This is a genomic window from Mariprofundus erugo (assembly GCF_005818865.1).
Taxonomy (GTDB): Bacteria; Pseudomonadota; Zetaproteobacteria; order Mariprofundales; family Mariprofundaceae; genus Mariprofundus; species Mariprofundus erugo.
Genome location: NZ_VBRY01000015.1, coordinates 24092 through 38064, shown reverse-complemented (window position 1 = coordinate 38064; position 13973 = coordinate 24092). Strand labels below are relative to the sequence as shown.

Below are 13973 nucleotides of genomic sequence, written 5' to 3'. Positions count from 1 at the left end.
CAATGCTGGAGAAGACTCGACACGTCCACAGTTCAAATAAAAATCACTAATTGTAAAGAACAAACCAAACTTTTCTTCCGCTATCGGGCGGCTTGCGCTGCCTGACTGCGGGCGGCGAACTATACGGCCGCCGTTCGAGGTGTCAACCTCTTTCTTCATCGCTCGTCCTTGCGAACCTGCTTTGAAGAACCTCGTTCACCGTCTCCGGTTTGCGAGGGCGGCGAACATTAGCGCCGCGTTTCGAGCCGTCAACCACTTTCTTTTGACGTCTCTGACCTGCTCGAAACTACTGCCTTTCGAACCGGTCACCCTTTGCGAGGGCGGCGAACATTAGCGCCGCATTCCGAACCGTCAACCACTTTCTTTGACGTTCCGAAACAGGTTAAAATCAACTGCTTTTCAACCCGATCCCCTTTGCGAGGGCGGCGAACATTAGCGGCGAACCCCTTACCGTCAATGCTTTTTTTATAAAGTTTTTTTAACCAACTATTGCACTGTATATATAGCAACGATTGCCCATGACTGAACAACGGAAGCACGCAAAGAGGCGGCCTTACGGCCGCCTCCTTTTAACTTACAGTAAGGCTCACAAACTTGCGTTTCCCCAGCTTGAGCAAATATGGACCACCTGTATTCAGACGGAAGTCCTTATCAGCCACCTTCTCGCCATCAATCGAGAGTGCATTCTGCCTGATCATGCGAATCGCTTCGCCATTGGAGGCCGTCAGTCCTGTTTGTGTCAGTGCATGCACAATCCACACACTGCCATCCTCAGCAGACATGACTGCTTCCGGCACATCATCCGGTATCTCATTTCTTGTGAATTGAGCCTCAAATCCGGCACGCGCCTCGGCACCTGCACCCTCGCCATGAAAGCGATCGACAATCGTTGCTGCCAGTGATTTCTTGGCTTCCATCGGGTGCATGGCTCTGACGCCATCCATATCGATGTCGGTAAGCAGCTCATAATACTTGAACATCAGCTCATCGGAGATACTCATCAGCTTGCCGAACTGCTCTTTCGGCGCCTCTGCCACACCGACATAGTTACCCAGCGACTTGGACATCTTGTTGACGCCATCCAACCCTTCCAGCAACGGCATGGTCATAATCACCTGCTGCGCCTTGCCATAGGCATCCTGCAACTGGCGACCCATCAAAAGATTGAACTTCTGATCATTGCCACCCAGCTCAACATCCGCATCCAGCGCAACCGAGTCATAGCCCTGAACAAGCGGATAAAGAAATTCGTGAATGGCGATTGACTGCCCGCCCTTATAACGCTTTTCGAAATCATCACGCTCAAGCATACGGGCCACTGTTGCCTTGCCGGCAATGCGAATCAAATCCGCAGCGGTGAGATTACCCAGCCATTCCGAGTTAAAACGCACCTCCGTGCGCTTGGGATCCAGTATTTTGAATACCTGCTCCTTATACGACTCCGCATTAAGCAGCACCTCATCATGCGTGAGTGGTGGCCGGGTCTCGTTTTTACCGGTCGGATCACCAATGGTACCGGTAAAATCACCAATCAGGAAAACCACCTGATGACCACAGTGTTGAAACTGGCGCAACTTTTCCAGCAGAACCGTATGGCCCAGGTGGAGATCCGGAGCTGTAGGGTCAAAACCCGCCTTAACCCGCAGTGGCCGCCCCTCTTTTTGAGCCTGCTTCAGCTTTGCTTCCAGACTGCCTGCGGGCAAAACTTCCAGCGTGCCACGCGTCAGCAGTTCCATCTGTTCATGAATATTCATAGCCACCTCAAAATAAATCAGGCCGAATCATTGCAAATTCAACCGGCCATCGCCACCGCAGTGATCCTGATCACATATCAGACGTCGCCGCCGCGCAGCCTGCGTGCTATGATCAGCCTGATCATGCACCGTCATTCTGCCTGAACAGGCATCGCCGCTACTCTTATACGAAAAGGAGACATGCATATGTCCGAGGATGCAAACAACACCACAGAAAAGAGCAGTGGCTCTTCATGCGCAGGCAGCAGCTGCTGCTCACCACACACCACTCTGCTTGTTGCCGTCATGGCGCTGCTGCTGGCCGGCTACGCAACCTTTGCCGCCACATCCAAATCAGGCAATAGCGCTGTCGAAGCACGACTGAGCCAACTTGAAAACCAGGCAATGGAAACAAGCGGGCGCATCGACACCCTCAACAAGGAAGTCGCCAGCAACAGGGACAGCCTGGTGCAAACGAAACTGAAAAAGGCATTGCAGGATATTCAGGAGGCAGGGGATCTTGCCGGTTCAAGTACCAAAGAAGCGATCGCTGATGCCGCAAAAATCCTGCTGTCGCTCACCTCCCCGGCAGAGCCGGCCGTCACCCCGGCAACAAGTGAGGCAAAACCTGTCACCCATGAGCCACCTGTGAATGAACCGGATGCAACCGCAGCACCAGCTGCTCCGGAGTTGCCGGCAAACAGCGCGACCCCGGACGAAAATACTCCGAACGCAGCGCCAGCTGCGGAGCCTGCGGCAGAACCCGCGACCCATCAGAGCCTGTAACAAGCCACAAACGATATGATCATACATTGCCGTTGCGTCACTGATTGGTGCGCAACGGCAATATCCCGGCCTGTCAGCACCGCCATGAAACCAGCTATCACCCTGTTTACAAAGCCCTCTCCATTTCGCAATAGTTGCCATCGCATGCTGGCTAACGCCCCATATCATCGCCCCCGGGAGGCAAACATATGTCTCAGCTCATGATCGGCATGATGTCCGGCACCTCTGCCGATGGTATTGATGTCGCCATCATTCGCTACCACGACCATCCTGAACTGCTCCATTTTCAGGAATTTCCGATGGATCCGGCTTTACGCCAACGCATACTCAGCCTTGCCAGTGGCTCGGACCACAATCACAGCATCGATCTGATGGGCGAAGTACATCGCCAGCTCGGCTGCGCGTACGCTGAGGCAGCCCGGGCCACCATGGTTTCCGCCGGCCTGCAGCCACAAGCGATCACGGCCATCGGCTGCCATGGCCAGACGATCCGCCACCGCCCGCATAGCCGGCACCCATTCACCCTGCAAATCGGTTGCGCGGCCACCATCGCCGAGCAAACAGGCATCACCACGATCTCCGATTTCCGCAGCCGTGATATTGCGGCAGGTGGTGAAGGGGCCCCGCTGGTTCCATTCGCCCACCACCTGCTGTTCGGCTCAGACAGTCAAGATATCGCCATTCTGAATATCGGCGGCATTGCCAATGTGACCTGGCTGGGTAAAAACGGTGATATTCTTGGCTTCGATACAGGCCCGGGCAACATGCTTATGGATGGGCTGATCAGACACTACAGCCATGGCCAGCAAAGCTTTGATCACCAGGGAGAGCTGGCCGCCACTGGCCATGTCTGTCAGCCGCTGCTGGAGACGCTGATCAGTCACCCCTATCTGAAACGGCAACCGCCCAAATCCACCGGCAGAGAGGAATTTGGCGACCCCATCGTCGATGCAATCATCAACTGGCCGGCACTGACCGCTGCCGATGCACTGGCAACAGCCTGTCAGTTCACGGTACAAAGCATTGCTGACAGCATCAACCTGCTTCCCGCCAGCCCTGCTCGCTGGCTGATCTGTGGCGGCGGTGCACGCAATCACACCCTGATGCAACAGCTTGCTGCTGCTCTTGCACCGGCAGTGGTACAAACGACTGCCGCAGCAGGCCTGCCACCTCAGGCCATAGAGGCGGCAAGCTTTGCCGTGCTGGCCCGCCAGTCACTGCTTGGTGCTGCCAATACGGTGGCCGCCGTCACCGGCGCGCGGCACAACGTATGTGGTGGCAGCATCACACCGGGGCTGAACTGGCCCACTCTGCTACAGGAGATCAGCAACTGGACCCGTTAACCCATGCCATATCGGGGGCGGCACTTGCTCGCGCCTTTCCTTCGAAACCACTCCCGCGCAAACAGACGCTGTTTCTTGTTCTTCTTACCATGGCACCGGACAGCGATATCGTACTGCGATTTTTTTCCGATGTTCTCTATCTGCAACACCACCGGGGACTGACACATTCGCTATTGATGCTGCCGCTGTGGGGAAGGCTGGTCTATTCACTGGGCACACGCCAGGTCAAACAGAATCCGGCCATGCCGTGGCTGATCGGCCTGGCTCTGCTGCTGCACATCTCGCTCGATATCATCACCACATTCGGCACGATGATACTTGCTCCGCTCTCCGACTGGCGCGCCAGCCTTGACCTGGTATTTATTATCGACCCGCTGTTTACCTCCTGCATGCTGCTCCCCCTGCTGGCCGGATTTATCTGGACTCGCCACAAACGACAGCTTGGTGCACTAAGCCTGGCCATGATGGCCAGCTATCTGGGACTGGCCTGGAATAACCAGCAGCAAGCCATATCCATTGCCCGCCATGCTTATCCGGATGCCATCGCATACCATGCACTGCCGATGGCGTTCTCCCCCTTTAACTGGCAAATCATTGTCACCTATCCGGATCACTATGCCCGCACAGCAGTCAACCTGAAGCCGGCCTTTACCGGCACCAGCCCGCTGTTCAGCCAGGCCCTGGTTCGCAACATTCTCTCCACCGCCATTGCCGACAAGGATCACCTGCACTGGCAGGAACTGCCCGCCATGCACACCATCACCGATATCGATACATTGCCCGGCACCCGCTTCTATGCATGGTTTGCCCGCTTTCCCGTCGTACTGGCCAGCAACGATCAGACCATCGACATCGGAGATCTGGCCTATGGCGGTGGCGCACCAGGCACCTCTCCGGCATTTCAGCTACATATTGAGCTTCACCCTCCCCTTACAGATCAGCCGCGCAGCTGGCTGATCTGGCGAGGAGGTCATCGAAGTGAGCTGACCACCACTGAACGCCCGTTTGACTGGCTGTGACAACGGCATCATGCCCTGCTTGCTCATGACGCAGATGAGTTACGCGCGGAGTCACCGTCAAGCAGGGAGCGAATCATCCGGCTCAGTCTGGCAATCGAATAGGGCTTGCTGATTACCATATCGGGGTGGACATGACCGTTCTCGGTCAATGCCTTGCTCTTGTCATAGCCTGTAGCAAAAAGCACTTTTACATCAGGCCTGTGCCGGCGAATCTTCTGAAACGCCTCCACACCGCCGAGGTTCGGCATGACAACATCCAGAATCAGCAGATCAATATCCGCCTGCCGGGCCATATAAAGATCAACCGCCTGCAGGCCATCGGTCGCGGTCAAGACCCTGTAACCAAGACTTTCCAGCACATGGCGCCCGGTTGCCAACAGGGTTGACTCATCATCCGCCAGCAGAATCATCTCGCCCTTTCCCTCAACAATCAGCTCATCAGCCACCGCCGTATCGACGCTCTTGCCCGCCTCAAGTGGCAGATACACATGAAATGCCGTTCCATGCTCCGGCTCCGTATCCACTTCGATCACACCACCATGCGACTGGACCGCACCAAATACCATGGCAAGCCCGAGCCCCGTGCCCTTGCCTATGCCTTTTGTCGTAAAGAATGGCTCAAATATGTGAGCCGCCACCTCCGCAGACATGCCATACCCGTTATCGCGGATCGTGATACAGGCCAGCTCGCCGGCGGTCACCTCCGGATGACGAATCAAAAACTGCGCATCGACAGAGCACTGCTTCAACTCGATCACAATAGCCGGGTTCGCCACGCCTTCAACAGCGTCGCGGGCGTTATTGATAATATTGATCAACACCTGCTGTAACAGGTTGATATCGCCGCTCATGCTTTGAGTGATCTCATCAATCTGGTACGTCAGCCGGATATTCTCCGGTACCGCGACCTGCTGCAACTTGATCACCTCCTTAAGAAACGGGGTGATGGCTATCGGATTCATCTCCACTTCGCCCTTGCGGGAAAAGGTGAGTAACTGGTGAATCATCTTCGACGCACGGAAAGCGAAAGCCTCCACGCTGGTCAGCCGGGCGACCACATCAGGCAGTGACCCGGCGGCTTTTTTTGCCAGGTAGAGATTACCGGTGATACCGGCGAGCGTATTATTGAAATCATGGGCGATACCACCGATCAGGGTGCCGACCGCCTCCATTTTCTGAGAGTGATGGAATTGCTCCTGCAGACGCTCATACTCGGTCAGATCCTGCTGAATACCGATGTAATGGGTAATAGCGCCCGTATCATCCACCATAGGCGAAATCGTCAGCATGGCGGGATAGAGGCTGCCATCCTTTTTTCTGTCAATCAGTTTGCCCTGCCATACTTCACCATGGCTCAGCTGCGTCCACATACGCTGATAAAACGAGTCATCCTGACGACCGCTTTTCAACAACCTTGGATTTTTCCCGATCACGTCATCCGGAAGGTAGCCGGTCACCCGCGTAAAGGCCGGATTGATATATTCAATCGTCCCATGGCTATCGGTAATGACCATCGCCTCGCCGGCCTGCTCAATCGCCCGTGACAGCTTCCGCAACCGCCCTTCCGTATTCTTTCGCGCTGTCATGTCTTCACCGGAAAACAACATGCCGGCAATCCCGGAAGATGAGTCACTGAGCAGAGTCTGATGAAAGGCAATCAGCTTCTGCCGGCCATCCTTGGTCACAACAGGCGCCTCATCATAGTCGACCGCCGCCCCCTTTCCGTGCATCAACTGCAAATAACTCAAACGCTCTTTTTCCCGAGTATCATCCGGCATACAGAGTTCAAACCAGTCGCGACCGATCACCTCCTCCTCCTGATAGCCGAGAAGCTGGCAGCCTTTTTTATTCATCAGGGTAATTTTTCCGGCATTATCAAGGGCGACCAGCATCACAGCGGCAATATCCAGGTACCTCTGCGCCTGCAATCGCTCCTGCTCCAGCATCCGCTGCGCCCGTACTTTCTCGGTAATATCACGACTGATACCGATCAGGCCAATGGCTCGCCCCGCCCGATCAAGAAACGGAGTTTTCAACGTATCCAGCAAATGCCGGCTACCATCGGGGTAGCTCACCCACTCATCGTTCTGTCTGGCCTCACCACTGGTAAGCATCTCCCGGTCATTTTGGCGAAAAAACTGCGCCAGCTCCCGATCAAACAGATCGAAGTCCGTTCTGCCGATGACATCGGCCTCTTCATGCTTGCCGACAAAGTCGCAGAAGGCCTGGTTGCAGCCGACATAGACGCCCTCGTTGTCCTTATAAAAAATCAGATCGGGAATGCCATCCCGCAACCCCTGCAACAATGCGCGTGAACTGTCGAGTGCCTCATATGGCTCATGCAGGCTGCTTCTCACAATCGAATGGAGAATCAGCCAGAAGGAAAACAACCTGAGGAGATGACCCAGAATATTCATCTCACTATAAACACTGACGTAATTCGTAAAGGCAAGCTCGGCAGCAATCGTCAGCACAATGGAGAGCAGCAGGTAAGGCAGCACGCCGGTCTTCAGATACTCCTGATGATAATAGATATTGAGCAGCGCCAGCGCGAGCATCACACAGATGATATATTCGCTGATAATCTTGAAACGGGTCAGCCCCTCTCCTTCGATATAGGCATCCGGGAAATATCCACTCATGATCAGCGCATAGAAAGAAGCGGCTATCGCACCGAACAGCGCGAATTTGGCACCATTATTCTGCCAGCGATTACATAACAGCGGGGCTGACAATAATAACAGTGCCTCAGCGTAGCGGCTGGCGATCCAGAACTGTGTTGAGTTATTGGCCACATCAACCGGGTAAATGGCCATTCCCTTGTACAGCAGGGTGTGGATCAAATCCATCGCAGCCACCCAGAAGTAACCGGTAGACAGGTACATGATAAAGTTGTCATGTGTGTGTTTGCAGCTGTATGCCGCCACGACAAACATCACGACGGCAACAACGATCGTAAAAAGCTCCGCCAGTGTATGAAACAACAGGTAATTATAAAAGCTGGCTGCAATGAGAATCACGGCAAGCAATAGCGGGACTCGCCAGACATGCCACTCCAGCAGCACCTTAAAATGCAGGAGCGACAGCTTTTTCGCTGCTGGCGGCAACCTCGGATCAGCCATCATATGCAAACAGCAGCATGACTGATGCCACCACAAAGCCTGAATCGAACCTTGCCTGCGGCCCCGGTCGCAAAATGATTGTACAAAGGCACAGATGCCCGATCAAACAGGGCATCTGTGCCTGATGAACAAACATCCGCCAGACGACCTTCCCGCTGACGCACTGATGATCGCAGACGGGGCATCAGCCACCCCATGGCTAAAGCGCAATCGGCAAGTACACACTGAAGCAACTCCCCTTCCCCGGCTCACTATCGACCCGGACAAAGCCATGATGCTTTTCAATAATGCCGTGCACCGTGGAAAGCCCCAGGCCTGTGCCCCTGCCAACCTCCTTGGTGGTAAAAAAGGGCTCGAAGAGAAGCTGCTGATGCTCGGCAGCAATCCCCATCCCGTTATCCTGGACCCGGAAGACCAGCCACGGCTGCATATCGCCCGTATCCCCGAACGCCTCCTCCAGCCGCTCAAGCCGCAGCGAAATTTCAGCCCCCCTGATCCCCTCCACTGCATCCACCGCATTGGAGATCAGGTGATCCATCACTTTTTGCAGCTGCAGCTCGTCCGCATCCACCATCATTTCCACATCAGCAACATGACTGTTCAATACGATATGCTCGGGCACACTGCGCTGGCACGCCTGCATCGCCATTCTGAAAAACGGCGTTACATTCCGCCGCGTCAGATGAACCTCGGCACGGCCGACATAAGCCAGCATCTGCCGCACCATTCCGGCAGCCTGTTCATCCAGACGATCCATCGCATTCAGTTTTGCCAGTGCTGCAGGGTTATCCTTTTCGATGCGCTTAAGCAGATATACATTTGCCGTCAGCGCAGCCAGAATATTATTGAATTCATGCGCGATACCGCCTACGGCAATCCCCATCACCTTCATCTTATTCTCATTGGAGATCCGCTCCTGCAGCAGCTCATGCTCGGTATAATCCTGCTGCACCGCCATAAAGTGACGAATCGAACCTTCGGTATCGCGAATCGGTGTAATGGTCATCTGGGCGGGAAACAGCGAACCGTCCTTGCGCCGATCGACGATTTTACCCCGCCACTGTTTCCCTGCAGAAATCGTCTCCCACAGCTGGCGGTAAAAAGCCTTGTCCTGAGCCGTACTTTTCAACAGTTCGGAGGGATTTCTGCCGATCGATTCATCGAACGTATAGCCGGTGAGACTGGTAAACGCCGGGTTCACGTATTCGATCCGTCCACTGAGATCGGTCACCATCATCGATTCACCCGCATGCTCGACGGCCTGAGACAACAGGGCGATGTAGCCCCGGCACACCCGGCGCCGCTCAATCAACCAGGCAACAGGGATGGCCAGCACAATCACCAGTAACATGGACGCCGCCAACCAGGAGAAAAGCGCCCCCCGATATCCGGCCATGGCTGCCTGCAAATGTGCCGGTGTCAAATGAATCAGCACCTTCCATGTGAGCGCATCTGACTGCCCGGAAGAGACCGGCGTGCCATGCAGGGCGGGAATTTCGGCCGCCACCTGATAGGGCGAGATCGTCTGCAGGATATAGTCATCATTCTTATGCCTGAGCGTGCCTGAATCCAGTCGCATGATCTGCTGCCAGAGCGCAGGGTCACGGCTGGCCATGCTCAATGAAGAAGATGAGGGAAACATAAAGCCCCACTCCTGTTCATGGGCGGGGGCCGAAAGCGGGTAACCATCCCGGTTCACCAGCAGCAGGTCCCCCTGCACCAGCAGCCCTGAGTCCCGGAAGCGATCGAGCATGCCGGCAGCCAGGTAGTTCATAATAATATAGCCGGCAGGTCTGTTTTCATCGCCCTGATACACCGCCATACCTACTCGCAAGGTTGGCTTGAACGGCTGCTCAACAGCGCCATGTTCGACGTTAAGATCCAGCGCAGATATATAGATATCATGACGGGACAATCGCTGCATGGCCTTGAAATAATAGCGATCGGACTTGTCCTGCAGCTGACTGCCGGAAACGACGACCGGTGCACCGCCATGATAATTGATACGGATCAGCTCGCGGCCTTGCCGATCGAGTATTCTGGCCTGATCATACACGGTACTGCTGAGCATAAACGAACGCAGATCCTCGGTGATCTGCTCCTTGCCGGCAGCTGAACTGAAAACATCATGAAGATCGGCCTGCCGATTAAAAAACAGCAAGGCATGAATGACCTGCCGCAACTCATGCTCTATCGTCTGCTTCTGGCCCTGCACTTCAAGAGCAGCTTCCGAGCGCATCTGCCCCAGCAGCGTTGAAGATTCCTTTTTGTATAACGTAAATGCCATCAGCGCAATCACCGCCGAGGCCAGCAACATCATGACAAATGCCGTGACCGCAATATTCCACGACGACAGCTGCTTATGCAGCAGCACATCAAGTGCAGGAGTCTCTGCGCTACTACATCCGTCCTTTGCCATTTTGCCAATATAGATGGAGAAATGACATGCGGCAATGTCAGCACAATGGCGACATATGCGATCAAACCGTGGATGCCTCCCTGCATCATAAGCCCGGCAGGCAAGGGAGGGGCGGATTCAGCGCGCTCTTACCCGAACAGTGATCAGGAGAGCGGCATGCAGGGCCCGGATTACGCCTGTCGCATCATGATTGCACCGTCACGATGATCCGTAACGGCAACTATTTGCACAAAGGCAGCTCCACATTTTCCCGGCTTCCGGCAAACGTCTCTTCATAATCAGCCCGCGCTGCCATCACCACCTCTTTGGCATGGTCATAGCCATACACCGGGCCAATGATCACATCACTGCGTTTGCCAGGCTCCATCTTGTAGGCAAGGAAATAGTGCATCAGCCGGTCAATCAGCGCATGCGGCAGCTCGGCCAGCTCCCGCACACCGGACCAGAGAGGATCATCCTCGATGATGGCTATAATTTTATCATCCGCCCTGCCCCGATCCAGCAGCGAAAAGCCACCGACGACGCGAGCGGTAAGCAATATATCCACTCTGGAAATCGGACGTTCGGTGATGACACAGATATCAAGCGGGTCGCCATCACCATAACTGGCACCATCCATCAGACGGGCTGTCCTCTGACCACAATAGGTGCGGGGAATAAAGCCATAGAGTGCAGGGCAAAGGGAGGAGGAGCGAATAGAGCGATCAACCAGCAGATAGCCGGAATCCTTCTCCACTTCAAATTTCACCGTATCAAACGGGCCAATCTCGATATAGGCACAAACCAGCCGGGGCAACTCATGGCCGGGATCAATGCCATGCCAGGGGTGCGGACGCCATTCAGAGAATGCTTTCATGGCTAGATTTATAGCCAATCAGCACGGACAGAACAAGAGCCGGCGTGATCCCGTCAGCCGGACAGAAGACTGGCGTTACGCCGTATACTCATCAGCATAGTCAGCCATGGCGGCCTCGATCACCTTTGTTGCATGCTCAAAGCCATAAGGTTTTCCAATCGTCACATTGCTGGGCTTATTCGGAACCAGCTTATAGGTAAGGAAATAGTGCATCAGACGATCAATCAGTGCTGGTGGCAACTCGGAAATATCCTCCACCTTCGACCACAACGGGTCATCTTCAATGACCGCAATAATCTTGTCATCCGCCTCACCATGGTCGCACATCGGCAAGCCGCCGACCACACGGGCATTGACCAGAATTTCGACGCGCGAAATGGGGCGCTCACTGATCACACAGATATCCAGCGGATCGCCATCACCCACAGTGGCATCATCCATCAGGGCACAGACCCGGTTCGCACACAGTGTCCTCGGGATAAAACCGTACAAGGCGGGGTGCTGGGAAGATGAACGGACCGAGCGGTCCACACGCAGATAACCGGACTGCTTATCGACTTCGAACTTCACCATATCAAACGGGCTGATCTCGATATAGGCATGAACCCGCCGGGGCGGTTCGGCTCCAGAGGTCAACCCGTGCCAGGGGTGTGGTCGCCATTGGGAGAATGTTTTCATGGCTTGTTTCTAACAAAGTTTTTCAACCTTGAACAGCATTAAATTTACCCGATTACCGACCGGATCTCACCGTTCGGAGACGATCATGATGCGGCGATTTCACCCCAGCCCAATGCCGCCAGCACATCCGAGAATCCGGCATCCAGCGGCGCATGAATCTTCAGTGCTGCGCCTGTTTCCGGATGGTTAAACGCAAGCCCCGTGGATGATAAAAGCAGTCGCCGGCAATGAAACGTGTCGCGAAAAAAGTCATTTTGCTTTCCGTCCCCATGCGTCGTATCCCCTACAATCGGGTGAAAAATATGTTTCATATGACGCCTGAGCTGATGCTTCCTGCCCGTTCGGGGCTGCAAGGCAAGCAATGAATAACGAGCGGTCTGATAGCGGCCGACGGCAAAAGGCAGCTCCACGGTAGCCAGACGATGATATGCGCTGATCGCCTCCTGCGGCTCCTTGTCCCGACTGGCCTGGCGGTCGCTTTTTTTATCTAGCTCCTCTTTCAGAGGATAATCCACCACCCCATGCTCAGCTGTATAGCCCCGCACCACAGCCACATAACGTTTCTGGCATGCGCCTGCCGAAAAAACATCGCCCATTTTGCGCGCAGTGAGTGCATCAAGCGCAAACAACAACACGCCCGAGGTCGGCTTGTCGAGCCGGTGAACAGGATAAACATGCTGACCGATCTGATCACGCACCATCTGCATGGCAAAGCGTGTTTCATGGCGATCGATCATGGAACGATGAACCAGCAGCCCCGCCGGTTTATTTACAGCAATCAGCCACTCATCATGAAACAGGACATCCAGTGATTCACGCTCCTGCATCATCGACGGAGTACTGTCACAACAGGCTTGCCCCCTTTGGGATACAGCACCCACATCTGCCCCCGCTGTTTCATACTGCCCGCCTGACGCCCGGCATCCGCACCGAACCCCCAAAAAAAGTCAGCGCGAATCACCCCTTTGATAGCACCACCGGTATCCTGTGCCGACATCAGCCGGTTCAGAGGCCGATCACTGTTCGGCCAGGTGGTCGCGAGAAAGACCGGCATGCCCAGCGGAATCACCCGGCGATCCACCGCCATGCTGTAGCCAGCCGTTAGAGGCACACCCATCGCCCCCACCGCAGACTGCAATCCGTCCGGCATTTCGCGGAAAAAAACATAGCTGGGATTTTTATGCAGTAACTCCGGCAACCGCTCGGGGTGATCCTGTGCCCACTGCCGGATACTTTGCAGAGAGACCTGTTCCAGCGTCAGCTCGCCCATCTCGATCAGAGCCTTGCCGATCGATGCATAGGGGTGGCCATTCTGATCGGCATAGCCCAGCTTGATCAAAGTACCATCGGGCAACTGCACACGACCGGATCCCTGCACCTGCAGAAAAAACAGACCAATTTCGTCATCAACCCAGAGCAGCTCCTTACCCTGAGGGGCATGCCCCTGATCGATATCGGCCCGGTCATAGTACGGGACAACCTTGCGCCCATCCACTCGCCCGCGCAGGCGCATATCTTTCAACTCAGGATAAAGCTTGCCAAGATCGATAATCAGCAAATCATCAGGCACACCATAAACCGGATAGCGAAAGCGCTCATCCCTGGTTCGGCTGCCATATAATAACGGCTCATAATAGCCGGTAATCAGCCCGTCACTGCTGCCATCGCCATTGCGCAACTGCCAGGGCGTAAAGCGCGCCTCGAAAAAACGTCGAATAGCCCCTTCATTATCGTGATCAAGCAGGCTCGCCTCTGAGCAGATCTCCTGCCAGTCAGGCTTTTTAGCCAGCGTCGTACAGCTCTGCCGCAATGCATCCAGCGACGGGGCAAGCGTTACCTGCTGCCAATCCGGCAGCATTCGCCACGCACTCTTTTTATAGACCGGCCGCATTTCGCTATCCGATGTCTGTTTATGCTGGCCTGAGCAGGCTGCCAGTAACAGGCAGGCTCCCATCAGAAGCCATTGAAACACTCTCATCTTCGCTCTCTCTATCATTCAGGGATGACCCGATTTTTG

Annotated in this window: 11 protein-coding genes; 4 read left to right on the top strand and 7 right to left on the bottom strand. The window is 54.9% G+C overall.

The features are described 5' to 3' along the window. Positions 1 to 569: 569 nt before the first annotated feature. Positions 570 to 1754, bottom strand: coding sequence for a tyrosine--tRNA ligase (gene tyrS, locus FEF65_RS12815; RefSeq protein WP_138240215.1), 1185 nt, complete (start codon positions 1752 to 1754; stop codon positions 570 to 572). On the opposite strand from tyrS, the gene FEF65_RS13430 reads away from it, so the two are divergent. The 4 genes from FEF65_RS13430 to FEF65_RS12800 all read left to right on the top strand — a co-directional run bounded on the left by FEF65_RS13430 (position 1743) and on the right by FEF65_RS12800 (position 4881). Further along, complete coding sequence (locus FEF65_RS13430) at positions 1743 to 1898, top strand: hypothetical protein (protein WP_161595248.1); 156 nt, start codon at positions 1743 to 1745, stop codon at positions 1896 to 1898. The two genes, tyrS and FEF65_RS13430, sit on opposite strands and share 12 nt — an antisense overlap. Positions 1899 to 1940: 42 nt before the next feature. Further along, positions 1941 to 2519, top strand: coding sequence for a hypothetical protein (locus FEF65_RS12810; RefSeq protein WP_138240214.1), 579 nt, complete (start codon positions 1941 to 1943; stop codon positions 2517 to 2519). A gap of 188 nt (positions 2520 to 2707) precedes the next feature. Beyond that, positions 2708 to 3862, top strand: a complete 1155-nt coding sequence (locus FEF65_RS12805; RefSeq protein WP_138240213.1) for an anhydro-N-acetylmuramic acid kinase — start codon at positions 2708 to 2710, stop codon at positions 3860 to 3862. Next, entirely contained in the window at positions 3790 to 4881 is a 1092-nt protein-coding gene (locus FEF65_RS12800) for a metal-dependent hydrolase (RefSeq protein ID WP_138240212.1), read from the top strand. Before FEF65_RS12805 ends, FEF65_RS12800 begins: the two co-directional genes overlap by 73 nt. A gap of 23 nt (positions 4882 to 4904) precedes the next feature. On the opposite strand, the gene FEF65_RS13690 is transcribed toward FEF65_RS12800, so the two are convergent. The 6 genes from FEF65_RS13690 to mltA all read right to left on the bottom strand — a co-directional run bounded on the left by FEF65_RS13690 (position 4905) and on the right by mltA (position 13934). Then, positions 4905 to 8006 (bottom strand): hybrid sensor histidine kinase/response regulator, encoded by a 3102-nt coding sequence (locus FEF65_RS13690; protein ID WP_138240211.1) that lies wholly within the window; start codon positions 8004 to 8006, stop codon positions 4905 to 4907. A gap of 196 nt (positions 8007 to 8202) precedes the next feature. Continuing rightward, a complete protein-coding gene (locus tag FEF65_RS12790) occupies positions 8203 to 10422 on the bottom strand; it encodes a sensor histidine kinase (RefSeq protein ID WP_138240210.1) in 2220 nt (739 codons plus the stop codon). A gap of 220 nt (positions 10423 to 10642) precedes the next feature. Further along, complete coding sequence (locus FEF65_RS12785; RefSeq protein ID WP_138240209.1) at positions 10643 to 11278, bottom strand: inorganic pyrophosphatase; 636 nt, start codon at positions 11276 to 11278, stop codon at positions 10643 to 10645. 75 nt (positions 11279 to 11353) lie between these two features. Next, positions 11354 to 11956 (bottom strand): inorganic pyrophosphatase, encoded by a 603-nt coding sequence (locus FEF65_RS12780; protein ID WP_138240208.1) that lies wholly within the window; start codon positions 11954 to 11956, stop codon positions 11354 to 11356. Between the two features lie 83 nt (positions 11957 to 12039). Next, positions 12040 to 12786, bottom strand: coding sequence for a tRNA pseudouridine(65) synthase TruC (truC, locus tag FEF65_RS12775; RefSeq protein WP_202978279.1), 747 nt, complete (start codon positions 12784 to 12786; stop codon positions 12040 to 12042). Further along, positions 12783 to 13934 (bottom strand): murein transglycosylase A, encoded by a 1152-nt coding sequence (gene mltA / locus FEF65_RS12770; protein WP_138240207.1) that lies wholly within the window; start codon positions 13932 to 13934, stop codon positions 12783 to 12785. Before mltA ends, truC begins: the two co-directional genes overlap by 4 nt. Positions 13935 to 13973 lie beyond the last annotated feature (39 nt).